The following is a 14,883-nucleotide window of genomic DNA, read 5'->3' on the forward strand; positions in this document are numbered from 1 at the left end:
TAAACCCTGCAAAATGCCAAAAATGTTTTATAATATTAGATTGTTAGGGCGCGTAGCTCAATGGCAGAGCGGGCGGCTCATAACCGCCCGGTTGGGGGTTCGAGTCCTCCCGCGCCCACTAATGAAGGAACTTTTCCAAAAGATTTCCAAAAAAGACAAAAGCAGAGATCCTTAAACTTCTTGCTATGGCGCTTGCAATAAGGAAAGTCATTACAGGCATCTTGAATATGCCAGAAAGCCAACAGACTAGCTTATAAGGTTCTCCTACTATGACCGCAAAAAACCCGTACTTATTGAATATGCTCTCTCCCTTTAGGTAAAGCTTCTCGCCCAAAAGGCGTTTTACAAAAGCCTCTCCAAAGAAACTCGCAAGATAGTAAGCCACCAAAGCACCAAGAATATTTCCTGCGAAAGCTACAAAACCTGCCACATATGTATTTAGCTTAAACAGGGGTGCGCTTACAATAAAGGGATACGGAGGTATGGGTTGAAACAGAGATTCAGTAAAGGATATAAGAAATATAGCCATATACCCATATTGGCTAACAAACTCTTGAGCGTACCGTTTAAGCTCAGGGAAAAATTGCTCTATCAATGTAAATAAACCTCCATATTGTCAAAAGCGGATACGGTGTTTACACCTGTTAACGAGGTTATGTAGTCTGCCACCTCCTGAGGATCATGATTTTTTAGGAATTCATAACCAAAGTGGGTAAGGATAGCTTTTTGAGGATGCAAGCCTCTTATAAGTTTAATAGCATCTTCTACAGAAAGGTGTTCTATGTTTTCCCTTTTGTTGTAAAGGGTAGTGTTTATGATCATGACCTGTACATTTCTTGGGTATAGGCTCAGCATCTTGTCCTCAAACATAGCGCACGATACATAAAGCACTTTGTCATTGAGCAAAAGAGCGTAAGTTTCTGTGTTGTGATGCCTATGTTTCATAACCGCTTTTACTTTTATACCCATATACTCAAAGGTTCTGCCTTCTTCAAGAAAAGCCTCAAAGGCAAGTCTCTTCCTCAAGTAAGGCAGAATTACTCTGTCTTCTCCTTCAAAAGCAGATCTTGGTGCAAATAGAGCTATGTGAATTCTTTTTCCACCATCTGTTGACGCTTCTATGAGGGAATTTACATCCGCAGAGTGATCTAAGTGTATGTGTGATAGTACTATCAAATCCAAAGCTCTTGGGTCAAATCCTCTCTCGTGAAGGTAAACAAAAGCGCCAGGTCCGGGGTCTACATGCACCCACCTTCCCGATAGGTGCATTAGCATACCACCAGACCTTCTTATCCTTCTAAAAGTGCTTGCTCTACCTCCTGCGGTTCCTAAGAAAAGTATCTTATCCAACCTCTTCTAACTGTATGGAGCTACTGGGACAGCTTTCTGCTACCTCCCGTAGAGAGGATTTCAAAGGATCATCTATCTTAACCCTAAGCCAGACTATGGGTATGCCATCACCTCTATCAGCAAATACTTGCGGTAGCATATCGTAGCACAACCTACAGGCTGTGCATGTATCTATATCAATAAGGATTCTCATGCTTCCTCTGTTATGATGGAACCGCTGGGGCATTCGTCTGTGACTTCTTTAACTTCCTGCTCCAACTCTGCAGGGACTATCATCCAACCGTCAGGTCCAGGGCTTACAACTTCCGCTATGCCATCGCCCCTGTTTTTGTAAACCTCAGGAACTCTATCGTAGCATAGCTCGCAAGCAGTGCAAGTATCTGGATCAACTCTTGTTTTAAGTGCCATACTACTTACCTCCTTAAACAAAGTTTTAGGTTATTAAAATATAACACATATTTAAAACATCAATATATCCTAAATCATGTGCGCAAAAACTCGTACACAGTTTTGCCTATGAAGGCAGGGTTCTCTATAACATTTACTCCTGCATCTTTTAATGCAGACATCTTAGCCTGAGCTGTTCCCTTGCCTCCACTTATTATAGCTCCTGCGTGTCCCATCCTCCTGCCGGGTGGTGCGGTAATACCCGCTATGTATGCAAATACTGGTTTCCTCACATGGTTTTTTATATACTCAGCCGCTTCTTCCTCTGCAGTGCCACCTATTTCCCCTATCATGAGAATGGCTTCTGTTTCTGGGTCCTCATTGAACATAGCTATAACATCCTTGTGAGAGAGCCCATGCACTGGGTCTCCACCTATTCCTACCGCAGTGGACTGACCAAGTCCGTAGCGTGTGAGCTGATAAGAAGCTTCGTAAGTCAGAGTTCCACTCCTTGATACTATACCTATGCTACCTCTTTTGAATATGTGTCCAGGCATTATGCCTACTTTGGCTTCATCAGGAGTTATAACTCCAGGGCAGTTGGGACCTATCAGCCTTGCGTTAGGATAGTTCTTTTTCATGTAGTCCTTTACCTGCATCATGTCCTTGACGGGAATACCTTCTGTGATACAAACTACAAGCTCTATGCCTGCATCTAAGGCTTCCACTATGGCATCACCTGCAAAGACAGGAGGTACAAATATCAAAGAGCAGTTAGCACCTGTCTCTTTTACCGCTTCTTCTACAGTGTTAAAGACAGGTATGTCCTCTACCTTCTGACCGCCTTTGCCCGGTGTGACGCCAGCCACAACTTTTGTACCGTAAGCTTTACATTGCAGAGCGTGAAAAGACCCTTCCTTTCCAGTGATACCCTGAACTACCACTTTTGTATCTTTGTTTACCAATATAGACATGTTATACCTCCAATCCTTGATTTAACTCCTGCTTGCCAGTTCTACAGCTTTCTTAGCTCCGTCCCACATATCTTCAGCGTTAATGAAGTTAAGACCTGACTGAGCAAGAAGTCTTCTACCTTCTTCCACATTTGTACCTTCCATTCGGACAACTACCGGTACTTTTATTTGCACCATCTTTGCTGCCTCTATAAGCCCCTGAGCCAGTCTGTCACATCTGAGTATGCCACCAAATATGTTTATAAATACAGCCTTTACATTCTGGTCTGCCATGAGTATCCTAAAAGCGTTGGCTATCTGCTCCACATTAGCTCCACCTCCCACATCAAGAAAATTAGCAGGCTCTCCACCTGCCAGCTTTATTATGTCCATAGTAGTCATGGCAAGACCAGCACCGTTTACCATACATCCTATGTTGCCTTCAAGTTTTATGTAGTTGAGACTGTAGCGTTTGGCTTCTACTTCAAGGGGATCAAGCTGTGTAAGGTCCTCTAACTCTTCCAGGTCTTTGTGTCTTATTAGAGCGTTGTCATCTATTTCTACCTTTGCGTCAAGCAAGATAAGGTTTCCTTCTTTTGTGAGCACCAGAGGGTTTATCTCCACAAGGCTTGCATCTAAGTCCATGTAAGCTCTATATAAGGCTAACGCTATCTTGACAAATTCATTCACAGGAAGTCCCAGCTTGAAGGCTATCCTTCTTGCCTGAGAAGGCATAAGCCCCAAAGCAGGGTCTATGTGGAGCATGTGTATGGCTTCTGGTTTTTCCTTTGCCACCTCTTCTATCTCCATACCACCTTCCGCAGAAGCCATAAGAACTGGTTTTGACAGCGCTCTGTCAAGGGTTATAGAAAGGTAATACTCTTTTTGTATGTTAGTTGCTTTTTCTATCCAAACTCTGCTCACGAGCTTTCCTTCTGGACACTGGAAGGTTTTTAATACTTTTCCCAACATACCTTCTACTGCCTGCTTTAGCTCCTCCTGATTTCTTACGAGCTTTACACCTCCCGCTTTACCTCTCCCTCCACAATGCACTTGAGCCTTTACCACTAAAGGATACTCTCCAAGCTCTTCTGCGCTCTGTATGGCTTCTTCTAAAGAAAAGGCTACCCTTCCTTCTGGAACAGGAAGCCCATACTTTTTTAGAAGCTCCTTTGCCTGATGTTCGTGCAGTTTCATCCACAAACCTCCGTCAAGTTTAAGAAAAAATTATACAGAAAACAGAGAATGGACCAATTCTTTAAACCTCTCCCCCCTCTCCACATAGTCCCTGAACATATCAAAGGAAGCGCAGGCGGGAGAAAAAAGGATAACATCACCACTCTGAGAGTAAGCCTTTGCCATTTTTACCGCAGTTTCTAAGCTATCTGCCTTCTCAATCTTAACAGCTCCTTTCCAAGCTTGAAATATCTTGTCTTTTGCTTCACCTATAAGTACAGCTATCTTTACCTTTTGAGCAACAAGATGATAAAGGCTTTCAAAGTCTCCTCCTTTATCTTTCCCACCTGCTATAAGTATGACCCTTTTGTCTGGCATGTTTCTTAATGCAGATCTCAAAGCGTTTACAGTTGTAGCTTTTGAATCGTTAAAAACCTTAACACCTTTCCACTCTCCCAAAAACTCAAGCCTGAAAGGTAATCCAGAAAACTCGTAAAGAACTTTTCTTATGGTATCAGTAGGCACACCCATAAGCCTGCACATGATGGCACTTGCAAGAGCGTTCATATAGTTGTGATATCCAAAGACTTTTAACTTACTTACTTCAAAAAGCTCTTCATCCATGAAATAAGCTTTACCGTCTTTTATAAAACCGTGTGCATCTTCTGAACCAAAAAGATACTTTTTTGCCCTTGTGGGAGTGCTGAGCACCTGTTTCTGTTCTGAATAAAGCGCGATAAAGTCTTCCTTTTGCTGATTCCTAAAGATGTTGTACTTACTCTGAAGGTAGTCCTCAAGGTCTTTGTGCCAATCTAAGTGATCCCGAGAAAAGTTTAAAAAGGCTCCACCGTGCGGTCTGAAGGTCTTTAGAGTTTTACCCTGAAAGGAGGATACTTCAAGCACAGCAAGGCACGATGGATTTTTTAAAACTATCTGGGAAAAGGGTGTTCCTATATTACCTCCTTCACATACATTTCCCAAATGTTCTTTGAGTATAAGGTATGTCATCCTTGTGGTGGTTGATTTTCCATCAGTGCCTGTAATAGCAATAGCTTTTCCTTTAAAGAATCTATAAGCCAGCTCAAGTTCACCTATAACTTCTATATTCCTTTTCTGAGCTGACAACCAAAGGGGATGGTGTGGAGGTATGCCCGGTGATAGCACTACGGTATCTACCAGATCAAGATACTGCCTAAAATCCGTACCATCTTTATCATCACCTGCGTAGACTTCGTAGTTTTTAGCTTTGAGAAGTTCTACAGCAGATCTTCCGCTTACACCAAGTCCCCATACGAGCACACGTTTCATAAGTTTGTGTATACTATATTACCATGATAAGCGTAGAAGTAGAAGGTAAGGTTTTTCAGGTTGAAGAAGGGACCACATTAGGTGATATATACAAGATGGCACAAATAGAAGGTGCCATAGGCGGTAAAGTAAACGGTAAAATATACGACCTCCAGACACCCATAAGAAGCTCAGCCAAAATAATCCCCATTTATAAAGGTGATCCGGAAAGCTTAGAGATCCTCAGACATTCCTTGGCACACATCATGGCTCAGGCTCTTAAGGAAATTTACGGAAAAGATAAGGTTCATTTGGGAGTTGGACCTACTACAGAAGAAGGGTTCTATTACGATGTAGAGATAGAGGGTATAAGACTCAGCGAGGATGACCTTCCAAAGATAGAGGAGAAGATGAAGGAGATAATACAAAAAAATTATCCCATACTTAGAAGGGAGATAGACAGAGAAGAAGCCAAAAAGCTCTTTGAAAAGCTTAAAGAAAAGTACAAATTAGAAATAATCCAGCGTATAAGCCCAGATGATGTTATATCTGTATATGAGCAGGACGATTTTGTAGACCTTTGCAGAGGTCCCCACATACCTTCTACAGGTATGGCAGGTGCTTTTAAGCTAACCCACATAAGTGGTGCTTATTGGATGGGAGATGCCAAAAGACCCATGCTACAGAGAATATACGGTATAGCCTTTTGGGATCACAAAGAGTTAGAAGAGCGTCTGAAGTTCTACGAAGAAGCAAAGAAAAGAGATCACAGAAAGCTCGGCAGAGAACTTGAAATATTTCTAATAGACGAGACAGTAGGTCCGGGACTTGTCCTATGGCTACCAAAAGGAGGTACTTACAGAAAGGTACTTGAAGATTATTGGAAAGAAGAACACGAAAAAAGAGGCTATCAGTTTGTATATACACCACACATAGGAAACGCAAAACTTTGGGAAATAAGTGGCCACCTTGACTATTACAAACCAAATATGTTTCCACCTATGCAGGTGGAACACGAAGAGTACTTTGTCAAACCCATGAACTGTCCCTTCCACATAGCCATTTACAAAAGCAAGGTTAGAAGTTATAAAGAACTACCCATTAAGCTTGCAGAACTTGGTACAGTTTACAGGTACGAAATGTCTGGAGTTTTGCACGGACTTATGAGGGTAAGGGGCTTCACTCAAGACGATGCTCACATAATATGCACACCAGAGCAAGTAGAAGATGTAATACACGAAACCCTTGAGTTTGCAGTTTGTATGCTAAGAGACTTTGGTTTTAGGGAATTTAAAGTTTACATATCCACAAAGCCTGTTGATGCCATAGGCTCACAGGAACAGTGGGAACTTGCAGAAAACTCGCTCAAAAAAGCGGTAGAATCTATGGATCTTGATTACGAGATAGATGAAGGAGGAGGAGCCTTTTATGGTCCTAAGATAGATGTTAAGATAAGAGACGCTATAGGGAGACTTTGGCAGTGTTCTACAATACAGTTTGACTTTAATCTTCCTGAGCGCTTTGACATGACTTATGTAGGTCCAGATAACAAAAGGCACAGACCCTACATGATACATAGGGCACTCCTTGGATCTATAGAAAGGTTCACAGGTGTGCTTTTGGAACACTATGCAGGTGCGCTTCCTGTATGGCTCTCCCCAGTGCAAGTAAGGATCATACCCATATCCGAAAAACACCTACCTTATTCAAAGGAGCTTGAGGTAAAACTAAGGTCAGAAGGTTTGAGAGTGGAGATAGATGGCAGACAGGAACGGCTAAACGCCAAAGTAAGAGATGCAGAACTTCAAAAAATACCCTACATAGTTGTTATAGGAGACAAAGAGGTTCAAGAAGGCAAGCTTTCAGTGAGGAGTAAAAAAGAAGGGAACTTAGGTAGCATCAGCCTTGAAGATTTTATACAACATTTAAAAGAAAGGATAAGGAATAAAGCACCATAGATAACATGAAGAACGATTGTTATTTAAGCAGATTTTCAAAACTCTTTATAGTACCTCTCTGTCATGTAATAAAGCCACTATTCAGAAGCTTTTTTAAGGTTAAAGCTTACGGCTTGGAGAACATTCCAGAAGACAGCTACTTAGTGGCGCCCAACCACAGAAGCTACCTTGATCCGCCAGTGCTTAACGCAGTCTTTCCCAAACACCTGACTTTTATAGCCAAAGAAGAGTTATTCCGCGCACCCATCTTAGGAATTCTTTTACCACACATGTCCACCATACCCATAAAGAGAGGTGTAGGAGATTTACAGACACTTAAGCTTGCCCTTGAACTTCTGCATGCAGGATGTAGGTTATGTGTATTTCCAGAAGGCACAAGAGCAAAACCAGGTGAGTTTTTAAAACCCAAGTTGGGTATAGGGTTGCTGGCTGTTAAAAGCAAAAAACCAGTCCTACCCGTTTATATAGATGGTACAGACAAAGTTCTACCAAGGGGTAAAAAGATACCCTCTATAGGACACACCATAAGGGTATTCATAGGAAAACCCAAAAGGTACGACTTTTTGGAAGATAATCCAAAAGGCTACAAAGTAGCGTCAAACATGATAATGGAAGAAATAAAAAAGCTATCTAAACAAAGTACAGAACCACCGCTGTTATAACCACATTAAGAAGGGCTATGGGTAGTAATATTTTCCAAGCTATTTCTGTTATGTCTCTTGCCTGAAACCTCGGTAGCGTCCAGTGTAGCCAGAGCACAAAGAAAACCAAAGAGAACATCTTCAGCACAAACCATAAGTAGGGAGAAAAAGGACCAAAGATGTTAGGACCTGACCAACCCCCCAAAAATAGCACTACAGCAAGGGCTGAAAGAGCCATCACATTAAGATACCATTCTGCTAAGGGAAACACACCAAAACGCATACCTCCGTATTCTACATTGTAGCCTGTTACTAATTCCGCTTCTGCCTCTTGTATGTCAAAAGGCACACGACCCGACTCTGCAAGCATACAAAAGAGAAAGAGCACAAAAGCAACAGGCTGGTAGAGTATGTACCAAACACCGCTCTTTATTTGAGCCTCCACTATACCTACAGTACTCATAGTTCCTGCAAGAAGCACCACTCCAAGGACAGAAAAGCCCAGTATTACCTCATAAGCTATCATCACAGCACTCTTTCTAAGAGAGCCTATAAAGGCGTATTTAGAGTTGGACGCCCACCCTGAAAAGATGGTACCGTATACTGCAAGAGATCCCATAGCAAAGAGAAATATGAGAGCTATGTTCACATCAGCCACTACAGGCTTTATCTCATAACCGAAGATACTAAAGCCTGGACCAAAGGGTATCACAGAAAACAGCAAAAGGGAAGGTGCAAGGGATAAAACTATAGCCAGGTAATAAACGGGTTTGTCTGCATTTCTTGGGATAATGGACTCTTTGGTGAGCAGTTTTATACCGTCCGCCAAAGGCTGTAAAAGGCCAAAAGGACCAACGAGTTTTGGTCCTATACGAGCTTGGATATGTCCTGCAAGCTTTCTTTCAAACCACGTAAGATACGCCCCCAAACCTAAGAAGATACCCAGAATAAGAAGGACTTTTATGAATGTTATTGCAAGATTTATCCACAGCTCTATCATCCTACACTCCTTCTACTAAACATTATACACGCACTTTAGAATGATGTAAATCACATTGCCAATCTTTTATAACCTGCATATCTTAAAACTTCAACAAAATTGTAGGAGGTAGTAAGATGCAACAGAGCGCTGTAAATTTCTTTGTGACAGAGAAGGCATCTCAAGAGGTGCTAAGAATAGCTCAGGAAAATAACATCACCGAACCCATTCTTAGGATAAGAGTGGTGCCAGGTGGATGTTCAGGCTTCCAATACGCAATGGGCTTTGATGACACTATAGAAGAAGGTGATCACGTGTTTGAGTACGGTGGGCTCAAAGTGGTCATAGACCAGTTCTCCATGCCCTATGTGAACAACGCTGAGCTGGATTATGTAATGGACTTTATGGGTGGTGGTTTTACCATTAAGAATCCCAATGTCAGTGGCTCCTGCGGTTGCGGAAGCTCCTTCTCCTGCGGATGAAACCTTACCGCCCCTGTGGCGGTTTTCTCCTTACATAAACCTTTACATATTCTGGTTCAACACTTGACGGGTATACAAAAACTTTAAAGGGACTCTCTACATGCACTTTTAACACATACTCTCCCTCGCCAAGGCCTTTTACATCAACTTGTGCTTTAACCCCTTCAATGCTCTCATTGAGGCTAAGTCTCTCAATGACCAGAAGTTTTATTCTTACCCTTTTCCTCTCAAGCTTGTATGTATAATTGGGATCTTCATTGATAACTTCTATACTCCTCTCTACCACTATAGGCACTCTCACTCCCAAATTCACCACAAGCCACAGAGAAAAGCCTATGAAAAGTGCCAGCAGTTTGTACTGCCAATTATTCAAAATTACCCTCTTAAGCATTGTTTATACCAAGCTCCTTAAAGAGTAAGTTTTTTAGCCCTTCTGGGTCTAAGTTTCTGTAAAACTTTTCGTTCACTGCAACGGATATCTCTCCTGTTTCTTCAGAAACAACTATGGCTATGGCATCGCTCTCTTCTGCTATACCAAGAGCTGCTCTGTGGCGCGTTCCGTACTTTTTTGGAAGGTCTGGAGATTTAGAAAGAGGTAATATGCAGGACGCAAAAGCTATTCTGTCACCCTTTATCACCACCGCTCCATCATGCAGTGGTGTCAAAGGATCAAATATGGTTATCAAAAGCTCAACAGATACTACGCTGTCTATGGCAACACAACCCTCAATAAGTCCTTCAATGTTCTGACCTCTTTCTATAACTATCAAAGCTCCTATCTGTCTTTCGGACAGAAAACTGCATGCTCTTACTATCTTTTCCACCACCCTTTCTTCAACAAACCTTATACTAACTACATGAGTTTTTTGACCTAACCTTGATAGAGCCTTCCTTATCTCAGGTTGGAAAATGACCACGAGGGAAAAAAGCCCTACAGTCCAAAACTTGTCAAAGATCCACGAAAGGGTCCTAAGTCCGAGAAGTTCTGCAAACACCCAGAAAAAACCTATAAACGCAAGACCTTTGAGTATCTGAAAACCTTTGGTTATCCTCAGAAAGTGTATGACTACATATATAAAAAAAGAGACACTTAATATGTCAATAATATCCCTGAAGGAAAAAAATCTTAAAAAGTCAAAATTCACCATAAGTTCTTACCGTATCAAGAAGAGCAAGAAATTCTTTCGTTTCTTTCACGTCATGCACCCTCACTATGTTGGCACCTTCTATCACCGGATATGCAATAGCACCAAGGCTTCCGTAAAGCCTCTCCCAAGGCTCTGTCTTTGTTCTTAAAAGCCCCTCTATTATTAGTCCTACAAAGGACTTTCTTGAAACTCCTACCAAAAGGGGGCGTCCAAAACTTCTTAGCTCTCTGAATCTCTTTAGTATTTCTATATTATGCTCAGGAAGCTTACCAAACCCTATACACGGGTCTATTATTATATCACCTTTATAGTTCCTTTGCTTTAGCTTTTGTATCCTTTCTTGAAAGTAGTTGATAAGTTCTTCCATTACATCCTCATAAGTTATATGCATGCTTTTCCACTCTTCTGGTCTGCCTTTTGTGTGTCCCAGCACATAGGGGCAGTTATACTTAGCTATTACATCAAACATATTTTCATCAAATGTGCCACCGCTTATGTCGTTTATCATGTCCGCACCTTCTTCCAAACACACCTGTGCCACCTTAGCTTTGTATGTGTCTACAGAGATCCACACATGGCTTAGCTCTTTTCTGAGTTCTTTGAGCACCGGAAGGATACGCCTTAGCTCTTCTTCTGCACTGATCCTTTCTGAGCCTGGTCTTGTGGATTCTCCTCCTATGTCTATTATCTCCGCACCCTCCTGAGCCATCTGAATGCCTCTCTTGACTGCTTGTGAAACTTCCATATACAAACCACCATCAGAAAAGGAGTCTGGTGTGATGTTTAGGATGCCCATTACCGCTGTTTTTATGCCCAACGGAAGTATCTTTCCGTTGTATTGGAGTTTAAAAGACTTTTTCCTGTAGTTTATGAGGTTTTCAAGTATTTTAAAAGCTAAATCTTTTTTTTCTTTAACAATGCAGGAGCAAAAGTCCTTTATCTTGGACTCGCTACCACATAAAGCGTACCTATCTTCGTTGTAGAACACAGAAACACAGGACTTCCTTGCACACTCAAAGATAACAGAAGGGTTTAAGTTCTTTTCCTCAAAGTATATAACACGAAACACCCCTTCAAAGGCTCTACTGTCTGCCTCTTTAAAGAACACACCCACCTTCTCTTTGAGAAACCTGTAAAAGGCATCTCTGTCGGTAAAGCTTTTTATCAGCATGATAATAGTTTAAGTTAAGATGTAGTTTATTATTTCCTCAAGACTGACCTTTTCATCTATGCGAAAACCTTCCACATCAAGATCACCAAGCACAAGTTTTTTAAACCCTTTTATGGACTTCCAACCTTCCAACAGTACCACATCAAAATCAGAAAAGTACCTTTCTACCGCTTTTAGCGGATCATCTTCTGTTTTCTCCCACAGAGTAAGTTTGCCTGCACCCAAAAGAGCCACTCTATCAAGAATTTGAAAAAGTCTGTAGGAATCACTCCCTTCCTTGTCTGTTATACCATGACCTTTGGGATCGTGCTTTATGTAGCCTACGCGATAGCCTCTGAGGGTTAGTTCCTTTGAGAGTTTTTCAGTCAAAGTGGTTTTACCCGTGTTGTGATAGCCTGCAATAAAGACAACTATCGGCATGATCTATTCCAAAAGCTTTATGCCCTCTTCAAGCACTTTTTGGGTTTGATCTTCTTCTGGCATTTCCGCATAGACTCTTATAAGAGGCTCCGTACCCGATGCCCTAAAGAGTATCCATCCGTCATTTTCAAAAATGAGCTTTAGCCCATCGGTGGTGTTTATTTCTCTGACTTTGTAGCTCAGTAGCTTTTCTGGTGGGTGATCTATCAACCAAGAGAGTTTTTTCTTCTTGTCTTCTTGTGCGTGTAGGTCATACCTTTTGTAATAGGCTCTACCGTATCTTTTAAATATCTCCTCTATCATTTCTGATAGTGTCCTTCCGCTTATTTGCAGAAGCTCAAGTATGTTAAGACCCGAAAAGAGACCATCTCTTTCAGGTAGAAAGCTTATTATTCCGTATCCTCCGCTTTCTTCACCGCCAAATATGACTTTTTCTCTAAGAATAATCTCGTTTATGTTCTTAAATCCCACCGCAACTTCCTTTAACTGTATGCCCTCTTCTTTGCATATTCTATCCGCAAGGTAAGTGGTGGATACAGTCTTTACCACTATACCGTCCCTTATGCCCTTATTCTTGAGCAAATGGTAAAGTAAAAGCACATACACCATCTGAGAGTTTACAAATTTTCCTCTTTCGTCCACAAGAGCTATCCTATCCCCATCACCGTCGTTGGCTATTCCCAAACTTGCAGACACCGCCCTTACCTTTTCCATCAGAGGAGTGAGGTTTTCTTCTATAGGCTCGGGTGCATGACCACCAAAGAGAGGGTCTCTGTAGGCTCTTATGGGAAGCACGCTAACTTTAGTACCAGCAAGCACTTGCGCGTATGTGTTCACAGAAGAGCCATACATAGCATCATGCACCAAAAGTATTTCCCCTTCATTTAAAAGCTCTTGGCTTATAAGCTCTTTTACCTTCCTTATGTACTCTCCCCACACATTTATGTAGTCTACATTCACACCTTGGATTTTTACATCTTTTGCTTTTTCAAATTCCTTCTCCACCTCTTTTATAAACTCAGTGGTTGCCGAACCTCCAAAGCTGTCCTTTATCTTATAACCGTTATACTCAGGAGGGTTGTGAGAAGCAGTTATCATAACCCCATTGTCAAATCCCATGTACTTGACCGCAAAAGAAACCATGGGTGTGGTACATGCCCTGTTGGTCATATATGCCTCAAAACCCATCTGTTTGAAAACACCGCACACCTCCTGAGCAAACCTTTCAGACATGAATCTGTGATCGTAGCCTACGATCACCTTTGTTTTTCCCTGACGCTCCAAAACCTTAGCGTGAGCAAAAGCTACCTTCCTGACATTATCAAAAGTAAAGTCCTCCCCTATTATAGCCCTCCACCCATCAGTACCAAACTTCACAGGCATAGTTTAATTATATCCATCTTGACTTTTTATTGGAATGCATTTTATAATTCTATCATAAAAATTTAAAGGAGGTAGTAAAATGAGGAAGCTTTTAGCTCTCGGAGTTCTTGGCGTAGCATTACTTGCATCCTGCCAGAAGAAGGAACAACAACCAGCAGAACAGCCTGCACAGCCAGAACAGCCAGCACAGCCTGCTCAGCCAGCACAACCAGCTCAGCCAGCACAACCTGAGCAGCCTTCCCAACCATCTGGTGAACAACAGCAACAACAGCAACAGCAACCTGCACAACCTCCAGCTGGCGAGAAAAAGTAAGTCTGACGGGGGATAACCTCCCCCTTTGTTTTTATTAAAGGAGGTTCTCATGTACGCTGTTATACAAACAGGTGGAAAGCAGTATTTGGTAAAGGAAGGTACACGTTTGAAGATAGAGAACATAAAGGCTTCCGAAGGAGAGCTCGTAGAGTTTGAACCTCTTATGGTGAAAAAAGAAGACGGAAGCGTAGAATTTTACAAAGGAAAGGTGATTGCAGAAGTATTAAGGAAGGGTAAACATAAAAAGGTTATAGTCTTCAAGTTCAGAGCTAAGAAAAACTACAAAAGGTGGAAAGGACACAGACAACCCTTCACTGAAATACTTATAAAAGAGATAAAGGAGGTTTAAAAATGGCTTCTAAGGCGAGTGGTGGTTCAACAAGGAACGGTAGAGATAGTCATTCCAAAAGATTAGGTGTGAAAAGGTACGGCGGTCAGTTTGTAAAAGCCGGCAGTATCATAGTTAGGCAGAGGGGCACCAAGATCTACCCAGGCATTAATGTGGGTATGGGGTCTGACTTTACCCTCTTTGCGCTAAAAGACGGCATAGTGAAGTTTGAAGACAGAAGGAACAAGAAGTTCGTCAGCGTTATACCTGTCTAAGTTTTGTCAGCTCTGAGTACATAAACAATACCCAACATGTATCTGTTAAGTCGGGAAACTCTAAAACCCTCCCCTTCTAAATACCTTTTTACTTCAAGAGTGCTAAGGCTGTTTTCTAAGGAATGTAAGAAAAAGTCCCATCTTTCTCTGCCAAACAGTAAAAGCCCCAAAGGTTTCAAAGGGTATCTCATCAAAAAGCTCAGCAGTTTGGTACCGGCAAACTTATTTATATCAAGGATGCCTATCTGTCCACCCTCTTCAAGCACTCTGTAAGCCTCCTTGAGAAATGCCCTTTTGTCTTCTATATGCCTAAAAACCAGTGATAAGGTTATTGTTCTGAAGGAAAGTTCTTTGAAAGGCATGTTTTCCGCGTCAGCTAACAAAAAATAGCAGTAAGGACACTTATCCTTTGCCTTTTTGAGCATACCCATAGATAAGTCTATACCTACCTTTAGTCCTCGGTTTGTGGACTTTTTTAGCACTTCTCCTGTGCCAGTGCCCACATCAAGGCGATTTCCTTCTTTATCAAGAAACTCAATGAGGGCTTTTTGCCACCTGTCTATGCCACCAAAGGTTATAGCCTTTAGAAAGGGATCATAGAGCTTGCTCACTTCATCAAATATCTGGCTCAT

Annotated in this window: 20 protein-coding genes and 1 tRNA gene; 7 read left to right on the forward strand and 14 right to left on the reverse strand. The window is 41.8% G+C overall.

Going from position 1 to position 14,883, the window contains the following annotated elements; all coding sequences use genetic code 11:
* The first annotated feature begins 46 nt into the window (after positions 1 to 46).
* A tRNA-Ile gene (locus tag CP948_RS01885) sits at positions 47 to 118 on the forward strand.
* On the opposite strand, the gene CP948_RS01890 is transcribed toward CP948_RS01885, so the two are convergent.
* The 7 genes from CP948_RS01890 to murD all read right to left on the reverse strand — a co-directional run bounded on the left by CP948_RS01890 (position 119) and on the right by murD (position 5,174).
* Entirely contained in the window at positions 119 to 529 is a 411-nt protein-coding gene (locus CP948_RS01890; RefSeq protein ID WP_245810050.1) for a YqaA family protein, read from the reverse strand. It lies immediately after the preceding tRNA gene.
* A gap of 62 nt (positions 530 to 591) precedes the next feature.
* Entirely contained in the window at positions 592 to 1,350 is a 759-nt protein-coding gene (locus CP948_RS01895; protein ID WP_096600498.1) for an MBL fold metallo-hydrolase, read from the reverse strand.
* Positions 1,343 to 1,543, reverse strand: a complete 201-nt coding sequence (locus CP948_RS01900; protein WP_096600500.1) for a ferredoxin — start codon at positions 1,541 to 1,543, stop codon at positions 1,343 to 1,345. The genes CP948_RS01895 and CP948_RS01900 overlap by 8 nt, the downstream gene beginning before the upstream one ends.
* Positions 1,540 to 1,758, reverse strand: a complete 219-nt coding sequence (locus tag CP948_RS01905; RefSeq protein ID WP_096600502.1) for a ferredoxin — start codon at positions 1,756 to 1,758, stop codon at positions 1,540 to 1,542. Before CP948_RS01905 ends, CP948_RS01900 begins: the two co-directional genes overlap by 4 nt.
* Positions 1,759 to 1,832: 74 nt before the next feature.
* Positions 1,833 to 2,711, reverse strand: a complete 879-nt coding sequence (gene sucD, locus CP948_RS01910) for a succinate--CoA ligase subunit alpha (RefSeq protein ID WP_096600505.1) — start codon at positions 2,709 to 2,711, stop codon at positions 1,833 to 1,835.
* A gap of 21 nt (positions 2,712 to 2,732) precedes the next feature.
* Positions 2,733 to 3,887 (reverse strand): ADP-forming succinate--CoA ligase subunit beta, encoded by a 1,155-nt coding sequence (sucC, locus tag CP948_RS01915; RefSeq protein WP_096600508.1) that lies wholly within the window; start codon positions 3,885 to 3,887, stop codon positions 2,733 to 2,735.
* A gap of 30 nt (positions 3,888 to 3,917) precedes the next feature.
* The gene (gene murD / locus CP948_RS01920) at positions 3,918 to 5,174 is read right to left on the reverse strand and encodes a UDP-N-acetylmuramoyl-L-alanine--D-glutamate ligase (protein WP_096600511.1); all 1,257 of its coding nucleotides are present in this window, start codon (positions 5,172 to 5,174) and stop codon (positions 3,918 to 3,920) included.
* Positions 5,175 to 5,197: 23 nt separating this feature from the next.
* Between murD and thrS the strand changes: the two genes are divergently transcribed.
* Positions 5,198 to 7,111, forward strand: a complete 1,914-nt coding sequence (gene thrS, locus CP948_RS01925) for a threonine--tRNA ligase (RefSeq protein WP_096600514.1) — start codon at positions 5,198 to 5,200, stop codon at positions 7,109 to 7,111.
* A gap of 5 nt (positions 7,112 to 7,116) precedes the next feature.
* Complete coding sequence (locus CP948_RS01930; RefSeq protein WP_096600517.1) at positions 7,117 to 7,773, forward strand: lysophospholipid acyltransferase family protein; 657 nt, start codon at positions 7,117 to 7,119, stop codon at positions 7,771 to 7,773.
* Here CP948_RS01930 and nuoH read toward each other — a convergent pair.
* Positions 7,742 to 8,752 (reverse strand): NADH-quinone oxidoreductase subunit NuoH, encoded by a 1,011-nt coding sequence (gene nuoH, locus CP948_RS01935; protein ID WP_096600520.1) that lies wholly within the window; start codon positions 8,750 to 8,752, stop codon positions 7,742 to 7,744. The genes CP948_RS01930 and nuoH overlap by 32 nt on opposite strands.
* 116 nt (positions 8,753 to 8,868) lie before the next feature.
* On the opposite strand from nuoH, the gene CP948_RS01940 reads away from it, so the two are divergent.
* Entirely contained in the window at positions 8,869 to 9,213 is a 345-nt protein-coding gene (locus CP948_RS01940) for a HesB/IscA family protein (protein WP_096600523.1), read from the forward strand.
* 4 nt (positions 9,214 to 9,217) lie between these two features.
* Here the strand turns inward: CP948_RS01940 and CP948_RS01945 are convergent, their stop codons facing one another.
* The 5 genes from CP948_RS01945 to CP948_RS01965 are packed head-to-tail and all read right to left on the reverse strand — an operon-like array spanning position 9,218 to position 13,335.
* On the reverse strand, positions 9,218 to 9,604 hold the full coding sequence (locus CP948_RS01945; protein WP_096600526.1) for a hypothetical protein: 387 nt from the start codon (positions 9,602 to 9,604) through the stop codon (positions 9,218 to 9,220).
* A complete protein-coding gene (gene cdaA / locus CP948_RS01950; protein WP_096600529.1) occupies positions 9,597 to 10,361 on the reverse strand; it encodes a diadenylate cyclase CdaA in 765 nt (254 codons plus the stop codon). Before cdaA ends, CP948_RS01945 begins: the two co-directional genes overlap by 8 nt.
* Complete coding sequence (folP, locus tag CP948_RS01955; RefSeq protein ID WP_096600532.1) at positions 10,348 to 11,532, reverse strand: dihydropteroate synthase; 1,185 nt, start codon at positions 11,530 to 11,532, stop codon at positions 10,348 to 10,350. Before folP ends, cdaA begins: the two co-directional genes overlap by 14 nt.
* A 9-nt stretch (positions 11,533 to 11,541) precedes the next feature.
* Positions 11,542 to 11,952, reverse strand: coding sequence for a molybdopterin-guanine dinucleotide biosynthesis protein B (locus tag CP948_RS01960; protein ID WP_096600535.1), 411 nt, complete (start codon positions 11,950 to 11,952; stop codon positions 11,542 to 11,544).
* 3 nt (positions 11,953 to 11,955) lie between these two features.
* Positions 11,956 to 13,335: a phosphoglucomutase/phosphomannomutase family protein gene (locus CP948_RS01965; RefSeq protein ID WP_096600537.1), complete on the reverse strand. Its 1,380-nt coding sequence runs from the start codon at positions 13,333 to 13,335 to the stop codon at positions 11,956 to 11,958.
* A gap of 79 nt (positions 13,336 to 13,414) precedes the next feature.
* On the opposite strand from CP948_RS01965, the gene CP948_RS01970 reads away from it, so the two are divergent.
* The 3 genes from CP948_RS01970 to rpmA are packed head-to-tail and all read left to right on the forward strand — an operon-like array spanning position 13,415 to position 14,251.
* Positions 13,415 to 13,648 carry an alpha-fetoprotein enhancer-binding protein gene (locus CP948_RS01970; RefSeq protein WP_096600539.1) on the forward strand — a complete coding sequence of 78 codons (234 nt, stop codon included), beginning with the start codon at positions 13,415 to 13,417 and terminating at the stop codon, positions 13,646 to 13,648.
* A gap of 49 nt (positions 13,649 to 13,697) precedes the next feature.
* Complete coding sequence (gene rplU / locus CP948_RS01975) at positions 13,698 to 13,997, forward strand: 50S ribosomal protein L21 (protein ID WP_096600541.1); 300 nt, start codon at positions 13,698 to 13,700, stop codon at positions 13,995 to 13,997.
* Positions 13,998 to 13,999: 2 nt separating this feature from the next.
* On the forward strand, positions 14,000 to 14,251 hold the full coding sequence (gene rpmA, locus CP948_RS01980) for a 50S ribosomal protein L27 (protein WP_096600543.1): 252 nt from the start codon (positions 14,000 to 14,002) through the stop codon (positions 14,249 to 14,251).
* Here rpmA and CP948_RS01985 read toward each other — a convergent pair.
* Complete coding sequence (locus CP948_RS01985; RefSeq protein WP_245810051.1) at positions 14,248 to 14,883, reverse strand: class I SAM-dependent methyltransferase; 636 nt, start codon at positions 14,881 to 14,883, stop codon at positions 14,248 to 14,250. The genes rpmA and CP948_RS01985 overlap by 4 nt on opposite strands.

The sequence above is a fragment of the Hydrogenobacter hydrogenophilus genome (assembly GCF_900215655.1).
GTDB classification, from domain to species: Bacteria; Aquificota; Aquificia; order Aquificales; family Aquificaceae; genus Hydrogenobacter; species Hydrogenobacter hydrogenophilus.